Origin of the sequence: Sporosarcina sp. FSL K6-5500, from assembly GCF_038005665.1 — a bacterium.
GTDB classification, from domain to species: Bacteria; Bacillota; Bacilli; order Bacillales_A; family Planococcaceae; genus Sporosarcina; species Sporosarcina psychrophila.
In genome coordinates, this window is sequence record NZ_JBBOTP010000001.1 from 2,076,912 (window position 1) to 2,093,902 (window position 16,991).

15 protein-coding genes are annotated in these 16,991 nt (G+C 42.9%); 9 read left to right on the forward strand and 6 right to left on the reverse strand.

Features of this window, described 5'->3' with window-relative positions:
• The first annotated feature begins 5 nt into the window (after positions 1-5).
• Positions 6-404 (forward strand): HIT family protein, encoded by a 399-nt coding sequence (locus MKX62_RS09770; protein WP_340741321.1) that lies wholly within the window; start codon positions 6-8, stop codon positions 402-404.
• Positions 405-535: 131 nt separating this feature from the next.
• Complete coding sequence (locus MKX62_RS09775; RefSeq protein ID WP_340741322.1) at positions 536-1,036, forward strand: PCYCGC motif-containing (lipo)protein; 501 nt, start codon at positions 536-538, stop codon at positions 1,034-1,036.
• A 56-nt stretch (positions 1,037-1,092) separates the two neighbouring features.
• Here the strand turns inward: MKX62_RS09775 and MKX62_RS09780 are convergent, their stop codons facing one another.
• Together MKX62_RS09780 and MKX62_RS09785 are read right to left on the reverse strand one after the other, a co-directional pair.
• Positions 1,093-1,965, reverse strand: coding sequence for an RsiV family protein (locus MKX62_RS09780; RefSeq protein ID WP_340741323.1), 873 nt, complete (start codon positions 1,963-1,965; stop codon positions 1,093-1,095).
• Complete coding sequence (locus tag MKX62_RS09785; protein WP_340741324.1) at positions 1,962-2,459, reverse strand: RNA polymerase sigma factor; 498 nt, start codon at positions 2,457-2,459, stop codon at positions 1,962-1,964. The genes MKX62_RS09780 and MKX62_RS09785 overlap by 4 nt, the downstream gene beginning before the upstream one ends.
• A 361-nt stretch (positions 2,460-2,820) precedes the next feature.
• Here MKX62_RS09785 and MKX62_RS09790 point away from each other — a divergent pair, with 361 nt between their 5' ends.
• The gene (locus MKX62_RS09790) at positions 2,821-3,480 is read left to right on the forward strand and encodes a Dph6-related ATP pyrophosphatase (protein ID WP_340741325.1); all 660 of its coding nucleotides are present in this window, start codon (positions 2,821-2,823) and stop codon (positions 3,478-3,480) included.
• Between the two features lie 90 nt (positions 3,481-3,570).
• Here MKX62_RS09790 and MKX62_RS09795 read toward each other — a convergent pair whose 3' ends face one another.
• The 3 genes from MKX62_RS09795 to nfsA form a co-directional block, all read right to left on the reverse strand.
• Positions 3,571-3,897, reverse strand: coding sequence for a nucleoside triphosphate pyrophosphohydrolase (locus tag MKX62_RS09795; protein WP_067205106.1), 327 nt, complete (start codon positions 3,895-3,897; stop codon positions 3,571-3,573).
• Positions 3,898-4,008: 111 nt separating this feature from the next.
• Complete coding sequence (locus tag MKX62_RS09800) at positions 4,009-5,175, reverse strand: class I SAM-dependent methyltransferase (RefSeq protein ID WP_187046522.1); 1,167 nt, start codon at positions 5,173-5,175, stop codon at positions 4,009-4,011.
• Positions 5,176-5,186: 11 nt separating this feature from the next.
• Positions 5,187-5,918 carry an oxygen-insensitive NADPH nitroreductase gene (gene nfsA, locus MKX62_RS09805; RefSeq protein WP_187046523.1) on the reverse strand — a complete coding sequence of 244 codons (732 nt, stop codon included), beginning with the start codon at positions 5,916-5,918 and terminating at the stop codon, positions 5,187-5,189.
• 90 nt (positions 5,919-6,008) lie between these two features.
• Here nfsA and MKX62_RS09810 point away from each other — a divergent pair, with 90 nt between their 5' ends.
• The 5 genes from MKX62_RS09810 (at position 6,009) to hflX (ending at position 13,406) form a co-directional block, all read left to right on the forward strand.
• On the forward strand, positions 6,009-7,568 hold the full coding sequence (locus MKX62_RS09810; protein ID WP_187046524.1) for an FMN-binding glutamate synthase family protein: 1,560 nt from the start codon (positions 6,009-6,011) through the stop codon (positions 7,566-7,568).
• 191 nt (positions 7,569-7,759) lie between these two features.
• The gene (locus MKX62_RS09815; protein WP_067205116.1) at positions 7,760-9,394 is read left to right on the forward strand and encodes an AMP-binding protein; all 1,635 of its coding nucleotides are present in this window, start codon (positions 7,760-7,762) and stop codon (positions 9,392-9,394) included.
• Between the two features lie 388 nt (positions 9,395-9,782).
• Positions 9,783-11,267 (forward strand): sodium/proline symporter PutP, encoded by a 1,485-nt coding sequence (gene putP, locus MKX62_RS09820; protein WP_187046525.1) that lies wholly within the window; start codon positions 9,783-9,785, stop codon positions 11,265-11,267.
• Positions 11,268-11,338: 71 nt separating this feature from the next.
• Positions 11,339-12,040, forward strand: a complete 702-nt coding sequence (locus MKX62_RS09825) for a VOC family protein (RefSeq protein WP_340741326.1) — start codon at positions 11,339-11,341, stop codon at positions 12,038-12,040.
• A gap of 94 nt (positions 12,041-12,134) precedes the next feature.
• On the forward strand, positions 12,135-13,406 hold the full coding sequence (gene hflX, locus MKX62_RS09830) for a GTPase HflX (RefSeq protein WP_067205122.1): 1,272 nt from the start codon (positions 12,135-12,137) through the stop codon (positions 13,404-13,406).
• A gap of 695 nt (positions 13,407-14,101) precedes the next feature.
• Here hflX and MKX62_RS09835 read toward each other — a convergent pair.
• Complete coding sequence (locus MKX62_RS09835; protein ID WP_067205125.1) at positions 14,102-15,820, reverse strand: ABC transporter ATP-binding protein; 1,719 nt, start codon at positions 15,818-15,820, stop codon at positions 14,102-14,104.
• 222 nt (positions 15,821-16,042) lie between these two features.
• Here MKX62_RS09835 and MKX62_RS09840 point away from each other — a divergent pair, with 222 nt between their 5' ends.
• A complete protein-coding gene (locus MKX62_RS09840) occupies positions 16,043-16,921 on the forward strand; it encodes a DUF6612 family protein (protein ID WP_187046527.1) in 879 nt (292 codons plus the stop codon).
• The last annotated feature ends 70 nt before the right edge of the window (positions 16,922-16,991 follow it).

A 16,991-nucleotide genomic window follows, 5' to 3' on the forward strand; every position in this document is an offset into this window, starting at 1 on the left:
TCAGTATGTACGAAAAAGAGTGTCCATATTGCAATTTGCTAGCGGATCCTGAGCAACAAATTATCTTTGAAAATGCGACATGCGCTTATATTCAAAAGCCTTCCGAGCAAACTGTGTTGGTAGGGAGCGGGCTCATCGTTCCGAAACGGCATGCAGTCGATGTATTTTCATTAACCGCGCAGGAATGGATTGATACACAGGAACTGCTAATGAAAGCGAAAGCTTATTTGGAAGAGCGGTACGGGCACGATGGTTATTCGGTTGGTTGGAATACGGGAAAAACAGGCGGGCAATCGATTTCACACGCGCATTTACATGTGATTCCGAGATTTGCGGATGAGCCGTATGCCGGGAAGGGTATCAGGCATTGGATTAAGCAAGAGGCTAATCACCGTCGTGTTTGATCCCTCATTAACGGGCAGTAAGACCCCTCTGATTGAAGAATAACTTTATTGTCCATCAAACTGTAACTTATAAACGTGTTGTTTTGGGTTATGATGAAAGGACAACTACGCGAATAAGGGGTGGGCAGTATATGAAAAAGAAATGGATATTCATCTTGCTTGCGGCAATTCTTGTCCTTTCAGCATGCGGAGAAAAAGCACAGCCAAGCGAGAAAGAACATGACATGGCACATGGGGAACAGCAGCATGTACCAAACGGTGACTTGCAAGAAGTAACAGCTTCTGCCGATATTTTACCGTCGTTCCTAGATGATAAGTCGGAGGATATGCGTCTTGTCTATCAAATGGCGGGAACTGCAACGGATATTATTGAGTGGATGCCTTGCTATTGTGGGTGCGGTGAAAGCGCAGGTCATGACAGTAACTTGAATTGTTTCATCGACGAAGTTCGTGAAGACGGTTCTGTTGTCTGGGATGACCATGGCACACGTTGCCAAGTTTGTCTGGATATCGCCGTGCAATCTGTAATGATGAAGCAAGAAGGTAAATCGTTAAAAGAAATCCGTGAATTCATCGATGAAAATTATAAAGAAGGCTACGCAGAACCAACAAAAACGCCGATGCCAGCATAATTGAATTATAAAAAGCAGACACGCGAATGTGTCTGCTTTTTTATATAGGAAAGGAATTAGTTAATGTATGTGTCACTGACCAGTAGATCACTCAAAATTTCTGACGGAATTTCAAACGTCACGACACCCATATAACCAGGTGCAATTTCATATTTATCGAATGAAATGACAAGCTTATTATCAGCTGTAATATAGAATGACTGATCGGCTTGGATTGTTTTGAAGTCATCGAAAAATTCGCTATTCAAAAAGTAAGAGACCACTTCATCTGCTGCCATTTGTCGCTCCATTTCACTTACTAAATATGAGCTAATAGCATCTACGTATTTGTCATCTTTAAAAAGACTTGGCAATGTGATTAACACGCTGTTCTGCTTATCAATTGTGTCGTACTTCATTGTTGTTGAAGAGGATCCGACCGTATTCACCTCATAGCGAGCAATCGATAGAAGCTGGTCAGTATCTGTTTTCACTTCATAGCCAGTGTCGATGCCAAGATGACCGCCACCTGCCTTTTCCAATTCCGCGGCCTCTTGTTGGAACTGTTCGAAAAGTACTTTGTTTTCCTCAAGGTATTTCTCATTCAGAGAAGCTTGCAGTCCTTCATCAGTCAATCCTTCAATTGCTGGTGTGGCGACATTTGCTTGGTACGTTTTTTCATCGACAGTCAATTGTTGTGCGGTAAATACATCCACAATCGCTCCAAGAAGCGGAACATTTGCCATTGCCTGTGCGAAGGATGGACTGACATTTATACTACCGATGAATAGAGCAGCAGCAGCGGCGGCTCCAATCGTCCATTGTTTTAGAAATGGACGTCTTTTCTGTGACGCTTCTGCTCGACGAATCGAAGCTTTTACGACGTCTTCCAACTCAGACGGAATCTCCGTTTCGTCATAGTTCTTTTTCAACTTTTTCAATTCTTTCATAACCTGAATTCCTCCCCAACTTCAATGCGTAACTTTTTCAATGCTGCATATAATCTTGTTTTAATCGTATTCACATTTTCATCCATCACTACAGCGATTTCATCAATTTTCAAATCCTCGAAAAATCTAAGAATAATAAGAGATCTGTATTTAGGAGGCAACTGGTCAATGGCATCATGTAAGTCCATGTCGATAATGTCATCCTCTAACTGTGGCAAATGAATGCCGAGAATGTCATCGTCCATCACTGTAATACGCTGATGTTTTCGGATGAAATCAATGGATGTATTAACGATGATCCGGTAGAACCAAGTTTTCAAATAGGCAATCTCTTCAAGTCGATCAATTGAATTGAGGGCTTTTAAAATGGCATCTTGTACAATATCAAGTGCATTTTCTTTATTTCTAACATAGCTGTATGCAAGGCGATAATGGGCTTCACGATTCTCTACTATAAATTTTTCTACGAGCTCAAACTTCTCATTTTTTGTCATGACAAAAGATTCACCTTCTCCAATTTCCAACATGTCGCGAACACGTTATAGTTATTTGACGGGGTACATGTCTGAAAAGTTTTATGTTTTCATTCGCTGAAAAAAATCAATTAAAAGAATCCTTTATGAAACATTGGAAAATTCATGGTAAAATAAATATAACGTAAGGGTGTAGGCCATGGCGATAATGTAGATTTTAGTATTGTGTTTCTAGGAGGATTTATAGTTCTTTAAAGTTTTATTTCTTTTTTGTAAGGGAGTTTTCGGATCTTGAAAAGCACTGCGAAAAAATTGCTGATCTTGAGAGAGAAGTACTGATGCTTAAAAACAAAAAAATCTGCTATACGGAGGAGAAATCAAGATGGAGGATATATTATTTGTTGCATCATGGAGCGGCGGAAAAGATTCTGCGATGGCTTATTACCGCGCAATGAAAGCGGGTGGCATTCCGAAACGGTTATGGACAATGTTTGAAGAGGATGAAGAACGGTCAAAATCACATGCGCTGCCTTTTGAAGTCGTAGCAGCCCAAGCTGAAAGGATCGGCGTCCCTTTAATGATACGGGGAGCAAGCTGGAAAGGGTATGAAGAGCAATTTTTAGACGCGATGAAAGAATGTGTTGAGTCAGGCATCAGCCACGGGGTTTTCGGGGATATCGATCTTGAAGACCATTTGAAGTGGGTTCAAGAAACATGTGCGAAAGTCAATATGAAAGCAGTTCATCCATTATGGATGGAGCCGCGTCGCAAGATATTGGATGAGTTTATAGAGGGCGGATTCGAGGCATACATCGTTGTCGTCAATACAACAATGATGCCTGCCCACTTCATAGGCCGTAAATTTACTATCGAACTGATGGATGAACTCGATGCGCTCGGCATTGATTCATGCGGGGAATCTGGAGAATTTCACACTGTGGTTGTAGACGGACCGATTTTTAGTGAACGGGTCCCGGTCGTTTTTTCAGGGCAGCATAAACGGGATGACTATGTGTTTTTGGATGTATCATTGGGGAAATAAGTGTGGATGGGAAGTTTCGTAAGGGAAGAAGTCCGCGAACTTAATGTCGCGAACAGCATTGCATTATTAAGTAGGGTGAACCATCGGGTATCAGTCTTCTTCAACATCCATAAGGAAAATCTGCTCTTCGAATCCGCCGCGTTTCTCAGCCTTTTCTACTCTTACCTTTTCTAGATCTTCAAATGATACCCCGTAATATGAAACGGCTGCATGGATGAGCTCCAACAAATCCGCAAGTTCTTCGATGGCGTCATCTGTCGTCTCGGTGGATTCGTATTCCTCCAGTTCTTCGTGCATTTTTTTGTTGATTTCGTTAATGTATTCGTCTTCATTCAAAAGGCGTGTATTGCAAATCAGACCGGACTTTTCGATGATTTCGGGAATACGGTCGCGTACTAATTTATTATATATCGGCATGTTGTTGTCTCCTTTTAATCACTAAATCTAATTATTCTAAATGATAACATGTGATTCTTTAAATTGAAAAAGCCATCCACATTCGCATGAGGCAAATGTGGATGGCTTTAATCATATATTCAATAAATCGCCCAGTTCTTTCTCTAAAAAAGGATCTGCATTCAACAGCTTCCTAAATTCAGTGTACCGTTTCACTTCATCAGCAGAAGCTTCTCGTCCGGTCTGATAAGCTCGAATCAAAATGTTTTTGGGTGTGTGCTCCATGTCGATGAATTCGAGTAACTGAGCCTCGTAACCCACGAGTGATAACAGCTCGGCACGAATGGAATCAGTAGCAAGTGCTGAGAACCGTTCTTTGATGAGTCCGTGTTGAAGCATAACGTCGAGCGCGGGGGAATTAACCTGCGAGAATAGTTCGTGCTGGCAACATGGAACGCTCAAAATGACTTTCGCTCCCCATTTCACCGCACGGGCAAGCGCCATATCTGTTGCAACATCGCATGCATGTAAGGTGACGACCATGTCAACTGATGTTTCGTCATTATAATCATTGATATCTCCTACTAGAAATTCAAGATTATCGTAACCAAGATCCTTCGCAATGGTGCTACATTCCTCAATCACTTCTTTTTTTAAATCAAGACCAGTTACCTTGATATCCAGTCCTTTTTCGATACGTAAATAATGATAGAGGGCAAATGTTAAATATGATTTACCGGAACCGAAATCAAGAATACGTACAGTTCGATCTTTCGGTAAGTGCGCAAGAGAATCGTCGATGAATTCGACGAACCGGTTAATTTGCCTAAACTTGTCGTGCTTTTGTTTTTTCACTTTGCCGTCGGGCGTTTGGACGCCAAGTCGTACTAGAAATGGATAGGGAGTATTTTCATCCAATAAATAATTTTTCTTGCGGTTGTGTGAAAGGTCAACTACTTTTTCAGATGCTACTTTTTCAGACTTCCACATTACTTTAAATTTTTTCGTCAGCTGAACCTGGACTTTTTCATCCGAAAACTCAGCGTGTATTTGTCTGAAACGCTCGAGCAGTTGTTGTAAATGTGCTCGCAATGCATCAGGGGTAACATTTTCATGGTTCAGCACTCGTTCGTACTGGTATTCAAATTGAATATGCAGCTGTCCTTTTATTTCCACAGGTTTCACTTTCACCCGTTTTAATTCATCTGTTTTTGTGCGGGATTGGCTGATTGTCCCGCCAATGAAAGACCCGTCTGTTATCCGTCGTGTGAATTCGTCCACTAATTCCTCAAATTGCATTGTCATCACTCCTAGTTAAACTCAAATCCCTGTTTCTTCAAAAAATCTTTCATATGCGTTCGACGAGGGACTTCTAAAAAGTCTGCCATGGAATCGGACCAGGCGGCGTCTTTACGGTTTGAGCCACGGCTTAAATAATAGTCGTTCATTGTTTCATCATACTTAGGTATAAGTTCGTCGTATTTATCGGTATTGTAGCTGTTTTCGTGAATAATTGCTTCTACCGGTAAGCGCGGTTTCACTTCATTCGCTTCGTCAGGAACGCCGATTGTCATGGCGAATAGTGGAGCAACACCGTTGGGAAGCGATAGCAATTCGCTTATTTCCTCAGGTGCATTACGTACTCCCCCGATATAACAGATGCCGTAACCTTTTGATTCGGCCGCAATCGCTACATTTTGGGCGAATAAAGCAACGTCAATGGAGCCGACAAGGACACTTTCAGCAGAGGAGAAATCAATGTCTTTTCCGACTAAGTTAGCTGCCTTTTTCAATCGACAATAGTCCGCGCAGAAGACCAAAACGGCGCCAGCTGATAAAATCTGTTGCGGGTTCTTCGCGAATTCCGCTAGTTTCTTGCGTTTTTCAACATCCGTTACATAAATGACAGAGTATGCTTGGACAAAGTGCGAACTTGCGGCATGCTGCCCGGCCCGAATGAGTTCAAGTACTTCTTCTTTTGATAGTGTAATGTCTTTATATTTTCGAACAGATGCGTGGGCAGATAATAAGTCGATAACCATGGAATCCCTCCAAAAAATGTTTTATTAATTAAGATTAACAGACTGTGATAGTGGTAAACTACCTTTAAAGCTTAACAAAGGGGTGTTGTTATGAATTGGGCGGAAAGTATTTCAATTACCACGGCGTTGTTAATTTTATTTCTAGTCATCTTACCAATTACAATTGCCATATATCTATACTTTTATGACAAAAGCCAAAAGCAACATGCGATTCTTCGGAATTTCCCGATTTTAGGGCGGATGCGTTATGTGATGGAGAAGACGGGTCCTGAGCTTCGTCAATATCTGTTTGACGACGATAATGACGGCGAACCATTCAATCGTGAAGAATACCTACACATGGTTATGCCAGGGAAATATTTGAATAGTGTCATTGGCTTTGGCTCGAAACGTGATTTTGAAGAATCGGGTTATTATATCCGCAACGCAATGTTTACGAAGCAAAATGAGGAAATGCGCGTTGATAATTCAAACCTTATAGATACGATGCGTTATGTCGTTGATGAAGATAATCTCTTTTCACGTAAAGAACACCGCGAAGATATTCCGACATTGCCTTGGTTGTTGCCAGAAGAGGATGCAATCGTCATTGGTCCGAACTGTGAGCATCCATTTCATGTCCGCAGCATGCTTGGTCAATCCGCGATGAGTTATGGGGCACTCGGGGAAAATGCAATCACTGCATTGTCAAAAGGGATTGGCATGGCGCAAGGGGCTTGGATGAATACCGGCGAAGGAGGTCTGTCCCAGCATCACTTGGCGGGCGGTGCAGATATAATTGCACAAATTGGCTCGGGTTTGTTCGGATTTAGAACGGAGGATGGCGAATTCAGTTTTGAGCGGGTTCGTGAAAAAGCGGATATTCCGCAAGTCAAAGCGTTTGAAATTAAATTAGCGCAAGGTGCGAAAATGCGCGGTGGGCACGTTGAAGGGGCGAAGGTAACGGAAGAAATTGCGGCAATTCGTAATGTTGTCCCGTTTGTCTCTATTAATAGTCCAAACCGCTTTCACCAGTTTGATGATTACCCAACACTTTTTGAATTCATTGATCAAATTCGTCAGCATTCGGGTAAACCGGTTGGTATTAAGGTTGTCCTCGGTGGGAAACAGGATGCAGAGGAACTTGCGTCATTCATGCATGAAACAGGTATGGGTCCCGACTTTATCTCATTAGATGGTGGGGAGGGCGGCTCGGGCGCTACATACCAGGATCTTGCTGATAGCGTTGGATTACCGTTGCGGTCAGCAATTATTCTTCTGGACGATGCACTTCGAAAATTTGAAGTACGTGACCGCGTGAAAATTATTGCATCGGGTAAGATTACGACACCGGACCGAGCAGCAATAGTTCTAGCAATGGGAGCAGATCTTGTTCAAGTTGCGCGTGGTTTTATGATCTCGGTCGGTTGCATTATGGCGCACCGTTGTCATACGAATGATTGTCCAGCGGGCGTTGCGACGACAGATAAGAAATTACAGCAAGGCCTCGTCGTCGAAGAGAAAAAGTACCGTGTCACAAATTATATTTTGACGATGCGAGAAGGACTTTTCCGTGTCGCTGCAGCGGCAGGTCTGGATTCTCCAACGAAACTCGAACGACATCATGTCGTTTACAAAGATGAACGGGGACGCGTCTTCCCTGTGGAATGAATTGAAGTATGCCGTTCTGCCTTGAGAGGTGGAACGGTATTTTTTGTGGTGTTTGCAACGTTTCGCCAAAAGAAAACAACGCTCCATCGGAACCTCACAACAAATACACTACAACCTGAAATTAATTTTCAATAATCTGAACTTCGTGATAACATATTGCTATATGATTGTTTCAGAAAAGGGGAATGGACATGACATTGCTACGTAAAACAGTGGGGCAAATTGTAAGGGAACAAGCGGAGCTTTATCCGGACCAGGAAGCTTATGTCTATCCGGAACATGGAATTCGAAGAACATATAAAGAATTTGATAAAGAAACGGACAAACTTGCAAAAGCATTTATTGCTATGGGCATCGAAAAAGGGGAAAACATTGCCATATGGTCAGACAATAAAAGGGAATGGCTGCTTAGCCAATATGCAACAGGGAAGATGGGGGCAGTCCTGGTCACCGTAAATACGAATTACCAAGCTACAGAACTGGAATATTTGCTGAAGCAATCTGATGCAACTACGCTCATTCTGGATGAAAGCTTTAAAGGAACGAGTTACATAGATATTATCCGTACGGTTTGTCCTGAACTGGTGACGAGTGAGAGGGGCTCTATATCAAGTGTCAAACTGCCTCATTTCAAACGAATCATCCTGATGACGGAACGAGAAGAACAAGGTATGTACAAATGGTCGGAATTCATGGCGCAAGCTGATAAAGTAACGGATGAGCAGTTTGAGGGACAATTTCAATCGCTTGATCCCGATGATGTCATTAATATTCAATATACTTCTGGCACAACAGGCTTTCCTAAAGGGGTCATGCTGACACATTATAACGTCGTGAATAACGGTAAACAAATTGGGGATTACATGAAACTGACAGAGCAGGACCGCGTTTGTATTCCTGTTCCATTTTTCCATTGTTTTGGTTGTGTACTAGGAACGCTCGCGGCGGTTACGCACGGTTCTGCGATGATTTTACTCGAACAGTTCGATCCATTGCGTGTACTTCAAGCGGTACAAGATGAGAAGTGTACAGCACTTCATGGGGTGCCGACGATGTTCATCGCAGAGTTGAATCACCCTGACTTTAAGAACTACGATACATCTACGCTTCGTACCGGTATTATGGCTGGATCTGTCTGTCCGATTGAAGTTATGAAACGTGTTATTGAAGATATGGGAGCAAGTGAAATTACGATTTGTTACGGCCAGACAGAGGCGTCCCCTGTCATTACACAGACGAAGACAGATGATCCAATCGGAAAACGCGTATCGACAGTAGGCAAGCCGCATCCGAACGTTGAAGTCAAAATTATTGATCCTGTAACGGGTGAAGAGCTGCCGGTTGGCGTGCCAGGGGAACTTTGCACGCGTGGTTATAACATTATGAAAGGGTATTACAACAATGCGGAAGCAACACGTGAAGCGATTGATGCAGAAGGTTGGCTTCATACGGGCGATATTGCAGTGATGGATGCAGATGGCTACATCGATATTACGGGGCGCATCAAAGATATGGTCATCCGTGGTGGCGAAAATATTTACCCGAAAGAGGTTGAGGAATTTCTGTATACGCATCCTGATATCGCAGACGTACAGGTCGTCGGTGTGCCAGATGCGAAATACGGTGAGGAACTAATGGCGTGGGTTATTCTGAAAGAAGGCCTGAATCTTGATGAAGAGTCCGTACGCGCATTTTGTAAGGGGCGTATTTCACATCATAAGATACCAAAGTACATTGAGTTTATAAAAGAATATCCAATGACTGCTTCGGGGAAAATACAAAAGTTCAAACTGCGAGAAATGTCCGTAGAAAAGTCATACCAATAAAAAACGAAACCATTGAAAAAGTTCTTTTTATAGTTAGAACTAATTGATTGTAGTGAAGAGCGGCGACTCCAGTGGGAACAGCGCGAACTGAAGACCTCGCTCGGACCGGAAATCAACGGGATTGAAGGAAATCGTACTTTTTCAGTGCCCTCATAAAAAACAGGTGTATACCTCTAGACATAGGGGTATCCGCCTGTTTTTGTGTGTTATAAAAAGGTTGCTTGTCGAATATGCATTATTTCCTGGGAAATATAAGGTGAATGAAATAACTTCGTCGTATTCTGTCTATTCAATATACATTATTTACTATCGGTTATTTTAAAAAACAGATTATTATTTATTAAAAAGGTGATATGATAGAGGCAATCTAATAAAAGGAGGATTCATCATGTCAAATGAAGGGTATCAATTAATTGCAATTATTATATACATGGCGGCGATGATTTTCATTGGATGGTATGCATTCAAACGCACATCCAATCTCACGGATTATATGTTAGGTGGGCGTTCGCTTGGGCCGGCTGTAACCGCTCTCAGTGCTGGTGCTGCTGACATGTCGGGCTGGTTGCTTATGGGGTTGCCGGGTGCAATCTATCTCAACGGTTTAGTTGAAGCATGGATTGCGGTCGGTTTGACAGTTGGAGCATATTTGAACTGGGTCTTTGTTGCACCTCGTTTACGTGTGTATACACAAGTTTCAAGTGACTCCATTACAATTCCAAGTTACTTGGAAAGTCGTCTGAAAGATAAATCCCGTCTCTTACGTATTGCTTCAGGGATTATTATTCTAATATTCTTCACGTTTTATGTGTCTTCGGGAATGGTTGCAGGCGGGAAGTTCTTCCTTAGCTCATTCGGGTTGGACTATCACGTAGGCCTATTGATTGTTTCGGGTGTCGTTATTTTCTATACACTATTCGGAGGATTTTTGGCGGTTAGTTACACGGACGTTGTCCAAGGTATCGTTATGTTCTTTGCGCTCCTACTTGTGCCGATTGTCGGTATCTTCATCACAGGAGGATTTACAGAAACTGCGACAAGTATCCGTGCTGTGGATCCACAATTGCTGAATTTCGTATCTGGTGCAACGTTCCTAGGTATTTTGTCTGCAGTCGCGTGGGGACTGGGTTATTTCGGTCAACCGCATATCATCGTCCGCTTTATGGCGCTTAACTCGCACAAAGAAGCGAAAAAAGCACGTCGTATCGGAATTAGTTGGATGTTCTTGAGTTTATTCGGTGCAGTTGCAACTGCACTTATCGGAATTGCTTATTATCAGCAGAACACGAATGCAACACTGGTGGATAATGAAACGGTATTTATTGTCTTAGGGCAGATTATCTTCCATCCATTCATTGCGGGAATCATGCTTGCGGCTGTTCTTGCAGCTGTTATGAGTACAATTTCTTCGCAACTGATTGTATCCTCTTCTGCGCTAGTTGAAGATTTATACAAAACGTTTATGAAAAAAGACGCAACGGATAAGCATTATGTATTTTTAGGAAGAATGGCCGTCCTTGCAGTTTCAGTAATTGCTATGGTACTTGCTTGGCCTAACAATGAATCCATTTTGAAAATCGTATCGTTTGCATGGGCTGGATTTGGTGCTGCATTTGGTCCAATCATCTTGCTATCTCTTTACTGGCGCAAACTTACAACGAAAGGTGCACTGTGGGGAATGATAGTTGGAGCAATAACAGTTATGATTTGGGGGAACGTCGATGCTTTATCGGGCACCCTTTATGAAATCGTACCTGGTTTCCTCCTCTGCCTGATTGTTACAGTTGTCGTTAGTAATATCACATATAAACCAAATGCCGAGATTGATAAAGAATTCTCAGCAGCACTTGAAATCCTTAACGAAGATAAGTAATTTGGAAGCCTGCGGTATCTACTACTGCAGGCTTTTCATTTATTTAAAATTAAGAAGGTGAGGTTATTACTATGAAGCTTGATCATACTGTCTATTTCACGAATAAAGAACCGGAGAAAATCGTAGTGGAACAGCAAGCGAGTGGACGTCACGCTGTAGTCGGTGGTCGTCATGAACAATGGGGTACGCATAATGCACTACTCTATACGAAGAATGCTTATATTGAATGGTTGTCAGTCGAGAAAATGGGGATTGCGCAACAAGTGGAGCACCCGCTGACTAAGTTATTGCTGCATGATCTTGAACAAAGCGATGGGTGGGGGACGATTTGTCTGTCTGTCGAAAGTATTGAGAAATTCAATGATGAAGTTGAAAATAAAGGATTCCGAACGTCAGGTGTGCTCGATGCTGAGCGAAGAACGGCTGATGGCCAATTGCGGAAGTGGAAAATGTTGTTCATCGATCAACCCGTATCGAATGAGTTACCCTATCCGTTTTTCATCGAGTGGGAGGAGCAGGAAGAAACACGTTTTGCGAAACTACGTGAAGAGGGAACGCTTCCCTTGAACAATGAACAGTTGGAAATTACGGAGTGTGTTTTTAGTGTCGAAGATCCATTAAGAGCAACAGCGGAGTGGGCCATTTTATTGTCGCAGAAAGTTGGCAATACTGATGACATCGTCTTGCCGAATGTTGTGCTGAAATTTGTTGCACATGATGGCGACAAAGATAGATTGACGGATGTTATCGTTGGGCAAACTGACCAACAGTGACAGAGTAGTTGTGCAGTTCGACCTGTCTGACATACAATTTCGTCACATATGGTAGACTAAACATACTTATAGCTTGTCTGGAAGGGGTAGTTCTATGGAATTTTTAGTCGAACGCGCAGTAATTGTGGGGGTCCATGAACAAAAGGATCAGCACTTTGAATATGCAATGGAAGAATTAAAAAACCTTGCTAAAGCAATCGATGTTGAAGTCGTTGGAGAAGTGACGCAAAACATGGAAAAGCGTAACCCGTCTACTTATGTCGGGAAAGGGAAAATGGAAGAGATTCAGAACTTCTACGAAGAATTAGATGCTAACCTTGTTATCTTCAATGATGAATTGTCTCCGTCTCAGATTCGTAATTTGGAGCGGGAACTGGACTGTAAAGTGATTGACAGGACAATGCTCATTCTTGATATTTTCGTACGGCGTGCGAGAACGAGTGAATCGCGGATGCAAGTTGAACTTGCGCAACTGCAATACATGCTTCCTAGACTTGTCGGTTTACGTGCATCCCTTGGTAGACAGGGCGGCGGAGCAGGCGGCGGTGTTCAAAATAAAGGGGCAGGAGAAACGAAACTTGAACTCGATCGTCGAAAAATCGAAGACCAGATTTCCAAACTTGGCCGTGACCTTGATCATGTGAAGGATCAGCGTGAAACTCAGCGCAAGCAACGTAAAAAGAGTGGTATCCCTGTTGTTTCGATTGTCGGTTATACGAATGCTGGCAAGTCGACGATTATGAATAAATTGCTGCTGAAGATGGACGTAGACAATGCGAAGCAAGTGTATGAGGAAGATATGTTATTCGCGACACTCGATACGTCAATTCGGAAAGTGAAGCTTGAGGATAACAAAGAATTCATCTTGACGGATACAGTCGGTTTTGTTTCGAAACTGCCACACCATCTTGTAAAAGCATTCCGTTCGACATTAGAAGAAGCGCGTGATGCGGATCTCCTATTACATGTAGTGGATGTGTCGAATTCGGAACACGGCTATATGATGGAAGTAACAAATGACACATTGCAGGCAGTTGGAGTAGAGAATGTAGCGACGCTTAATATTTACAATAAAGCTGATCTTGCAGATGTTCCCTATCCAGTAGTGAGCGATGATAGTGTGTGGATTTCTGCACGTGAAGGAAAAGGATTAGATGAACTTATCGAGTTGATCAAGAAAAAGATTTTTGAACAATATAGTACATGCAAGCTACTTATTCCATTTGACCGTGGTGATATCGTGTCCTATTTGAATGACAAAGCAAACGTCAAAAGTACGGAGTATGAAGAAGATGGAACGCTGATGACTGTGGAAATGGATATTTCAGAGCGAGCCAAGATTGAAGAATTTATCGTAAGCCACTAATGAAAAGCGAAAGGCGCCTAAAAGGAACGCAGCTTAAGTGCGCCACTTCCTGTGGCAACAGCTGCATGACCTACATCCTGTAGGCCCGCGACAGGCATAAGTCAATCCAGCGACGTGGCGTACTTTGCCACATAGCTGGATTGCTTATGACCCGAGCGGCTGGCGCCTGGAGCTAGCCACTAAGAAAAGCGCAAGCGCCTTGGTAGACCCGACAAGCGCTGGAGGGCCTGAAGATAAAGGCGCACTTTGCCTTTAACCTCAGGACTGAAGCGACTCGAGGGGCTAGGCGCTGGAGCTAGACACTAATGAAAAGCGCAAGCGCCTTGGTAGACCCGACAAGCGCTGGAGGGTCTAAAGATAAAGGCGCACTTTGCCTTTAACTTCAGGACTGAAGCGACTCGAGGGGTTAGGCGCTGGAGCTAGACACTAAGAAAAGCGAAAGTGCCTTGGTAGACCCGACAAGCGCTGGAGGGCCTAAAGATAAAGGCGCACTTTGCCTTTATCTTCAGGACTGAAGCGATTCGAGGGGTTAGGCGCTGGAGCTAGACACTATTCTAAGTCCAAAAAACTCATACTTTCTTATCTTTTAAAAAACAAAAAACAGCACCACATGACTAGGGAGGTCATGTAGTGCTGTTTTTTCTATCTAAGAGAAAGGGGGTGGAATAGTTCTAGTATGCCCGCTTATATGAAAGTTAAACCTCTTGGAATTGATTGTTATGCAGTCGGGCAAAAATCCCGCCTTTCTTCACAAGCTCATCGTACTTGCCATCTTCCGCAATCCCGTTTTCTGTGACAACGACAACGCGATCAGCATCACGGATTGTCGCCAATCGGTGTGCGATAACAAGGGTTGTCCGGTTTTCAGCAAGTTCAGCGAGTGACTGCTGAATAATGCGTTCCGTTTCTGTATCGAGAGCGGATGTCGCTTCATCTAAAATAAGAATTGGCGGGTTTTTCAAGAACATGCGGGCAATGGCAAGACGTTGTTTCTGGCCGCCGGATAATTTCAAGCCGCGTTCTCCAATCTGAGTTTCATAGCCATAAGGAAGTGAAGCGATGAAGTCTTCTAGATGCGCTTTTTTCGCTGCTGAAATAATTTCATCATCCATCGCATCCAATTTTCCGTAGCCAATATTTTCTTTAATGGTCCCGGTGAATAAGAAGACGTCCTGCTGAACGATACCGATTTGTGAACGCAAGGAGTGCTGCGTCATATCGCGGATATCGATCCCGTCAATAGAAATCGCACCTTCAGTGACATCGTAAAAACGCGGAATAAGCGAGCAAATCGTTGTTTTTCCGGCTCCAGATGGCCCAACAAATGCAACCGTTTGACCCGCGCGTATGTTTAAATTAATACCTTCTAGTACGGCTTTGTTATCGTCATAGTGGAAATCTACATCATCGAAGATAATATCTCCGTTCAAATGGGCAACAGCCACTGCGTCTGGACGATCTTTAATTTCAGGCTCTTGTTCAATTAATTCACGGAACCTGCGGAATCCTGCCATACCCTTTGGATACAGTTCCAATAGCGCGCTGATTTTATCGACAGGCTTAATGAGCACATTGACGAACAGTACAAATGCTACGAGTTCGCCACTCGACAATTTGTCGTTGAGTGTGAACCACGCTCCAACAACAAGTACGATAAGTGTGACAAGTCGGGTCATCATGAACATACTCGAATGGGTCCAGGCCATCACTTTATAGGCGACAAGCTTGGCTATTCTGAAATTCCCGTTGTCTATGCGGAAGCGCGCAATTTCGAAGTCTTCGTTCGTGAATGATTTGACAACGCGTGAACCTGACACGGAATCTTCTACGCGTGCATTGACGTCAGCAATTTTACCGTACATGTTTTGCCATGCCGCATTCATTTTGATGTTGCAGAATGTGACGAGGATAATGAGAAATGGAACCATAATAATTGCGATCAGTGCAAGTTCAGGGTTGATGCTGTACATGATGGCAAATGCCCCAATAAGCGTCATGATCGCGATGAAGACGTCCTCTGGACCATGGTGGGCGAGTTCCCCGATGTCGAACAGATCATTGGTGATCCGGCTCATAATATGTCCGGTCTTCGTGTTGTCGAAAAATCGGAAGGATTGCCGCTGTACATGGTTGAATAGCTGCTGGCGCATATCGGTTTCGATATTGATGCCGAGTTTGTGACCAAGATAGCTGACGATATATTGAAGGAATGTACTCAGTAAATAAACGACCAATAATAGAATACTTATCGTCGTGATTTGTCCCCAATTGCCTTTAGGCAGCAAATCATCAATGAACCACTGGACCGCGACTGGGAACGCAAGGTCGAGCAATGCTACGAAAATAGCACTTGAAAAGTCGATGATGAAAAGTCGCCTATGTGGTTTGTAATATGAAAAGAACTTTTTGAGCATATCGTTTTAATCCCCTTTAGTCTGATAATTGCTAGTATAGCGGAAAAAGCGACAGAAGACGATAATTAATTTCTGAAACCGAAATAATACTCATGTAGTTCAATAGATGTGAATAAGTAATTGAGTAATAATATTCAATTACTTTGAAATGTGGAACTCTTTGTGTTTTGAGCCGTATGAGTATATGTAGATAAAATTAGCAATTGGAAGGAAGCGGATAATATGAACAATTTGATGAAGGGTATTGCAGCAGGAATTCTTGTACTTGGACTTGGTGCATGCGGTAAGACAGCGGAGCCGAAAACAGATCCTGATACGGGCAAGAAGGTAGAAGTCCAAAATAAGAGCGACATGACAGCGCAGGAAGTTTATGAGAAGGTGATGGCAGTTTCGGAAGAGCAAAAGAGTATGCACGCCAAAATGGATATCGATCAGCTGATTAAAGTACCAAGCCAAGAGTTTGAAATGAACAGTAAGATAAATATGGACATGGATATGGTTATGGAACCACTCTCGATGTATCAGAAGATGAATATGGACATGGGTGAGCAAGGGAAGATGGACATGGAAATCTATATGACAGATGCAGGCTTCTTCATGAAAGATCCGGAGTCGGGTGATTGGATTAAGCTACCAAATGAAATGTATGAGGAAATGAGTGGCCAACTGTCCGGAGGAGCGGATCCGACACTTGACATGAACATGTTCAAAGAATTTACAGATGACTTCAAGTTTGAGCAAACGGATGATGCTTACATCCTTACATTATCCGCAGCAGGCGATAAATTCAGCAAGCTATTCAAAAAAGTTGCTACTGAAAACATGCCTGCTGGTATGGAAATGAATGAAGAACAGGCGGAAGTGATGGAAAATATGGAAGTGAAATCACTCGAGTATGAAATCTTCATCGACAAAAAGACATTCTACACAAATGCGTTCAATATGAATATGGATATGACGATGGAAGTCGAAGGCGAAGAAATGCATATTGACCAGAAAGTAAAAGCCGACATCAGTAAAATTAACGAAATCGACACAATTAAAATTCCACAAGAAATACTAGATAACGCTGTCGATATCAATGAATCGATGGGGCAGTGAAACAATGGGCACCGGTTATCCACTCCGGTGTTTTTTTATTGCAATAAGTAAAAACAAGGGAATCTATCAG

What these genes read in the sequence shown, in the direction of transcription:
- MKX62_RS09810 (WP_187046524.1), top strand. Translation starts at nt 6,009, where the DNA reads ATGAATTGGGCGGAAAGTATTTCAATTACCACGGCGTTGTTAATTTTA.
- MKX62_RS09780 (WP_340741323.1), bottom strand. Translation starts at nt 1,965, where the DNA reads ATGAAAGAATTGAAAAAGTTGAAAAAGAACTATGACGAAACGGAGATT.
- MKX62_RS09840 (WP_187046527.1), top strand. Translation starts at nt 16,043, where the DNA reads ATGAACAATTTGATGAAGGGTATTGCAGCAGGAATTCTTGTACTTGGA.
- MKX62_RS09825 (WP_340741326.1), top strand. Translation starts at nt 11,339, where the DNA reads ATGAAGCTTGATCATACTGTCTATTTCACGAATAAAGAACCGGAGAAA.
- MKX62_RS09775 (WP_340741322.1), top strand. Translation starts at nt 536, where the DNA reads ATGAAAAAGAAATGGATATTCATCTTGCTTGCGGCAATTCTTGTCCTT.
- MKX62_RS09795 (WP_067205106.1), bottom strand. Translation starts at nt 3,897, where the DNA reads ATGCCGATATATAATAAATTAGTACGCGACCGTATTCCCGAAATCATC.
- MKX62_RS09790 (WP_340741325.1), top strand. Translation starts at nt 2,821, where the DNA reads ATGGAGGATATATTATTTGTTGCATCATGGAGCGGCGGAAAAGATTCT.
- nfsA (WP_187046523.1), bottom strand. Translation starts at nt 5,918, where the DNA reads ATGGTTATCGACTTATTATCTGCCCACGCATCTGTTCGAAAATATAAA.
- MKX62_RS09800 (WP_187046522.1), bottom strand. Translation starts at nt 5,175, where the DNA reads ATGCAATTTGAGGAATTAGTGGACGAATTCACACGACGGATAACAGAC.
- MKX62_RS09835 (WP_067205125.1), bottom strand. Translation starts at nt 15,820, where the DNA reads ATGCTCAAAAAGTTCTTTTCATATTACAAACCACATAGGCGACTTTTC.
- MKX62_RS09815 (WP_067205116.1), top strand. Translation starts at nt 7,760, where the DNA reads ATGACATTGCTACGTAAAACAGTGGGGCAAATTGTAAGGGAACAAGCG.
- putP (WP_187046525.1), top strand. Translation starts at nt 9,783, where the DNA reads ATGTCAAATGAAGGGTATCAATTAATTGCAATTATTATATACATGGCG.
- hflX (WP_067205122.1), top strand. Translation starts at nt 12,135, where the DNA reads ATGGAATTTTTAGTCGAACGCGCAGTAATTGTGGGGGTCCATGAACAA.
- MKX62_RS09785 (WP_340741324.1), bottom strand. Translation starts at nt 2,459, where the DNA reads ATGACAAAAAATGAGAAGTTTGAGCTCGTAGAAAAATTTATAGTAGAG.
- MKX62_RS09770 (WP_340741321.1), top strand. Translation starts at nt 6, where the DNA reads ATGTACGAAAAAGAGTGTCCATATTGCAATTTGCTAGCGGATCCTGAG.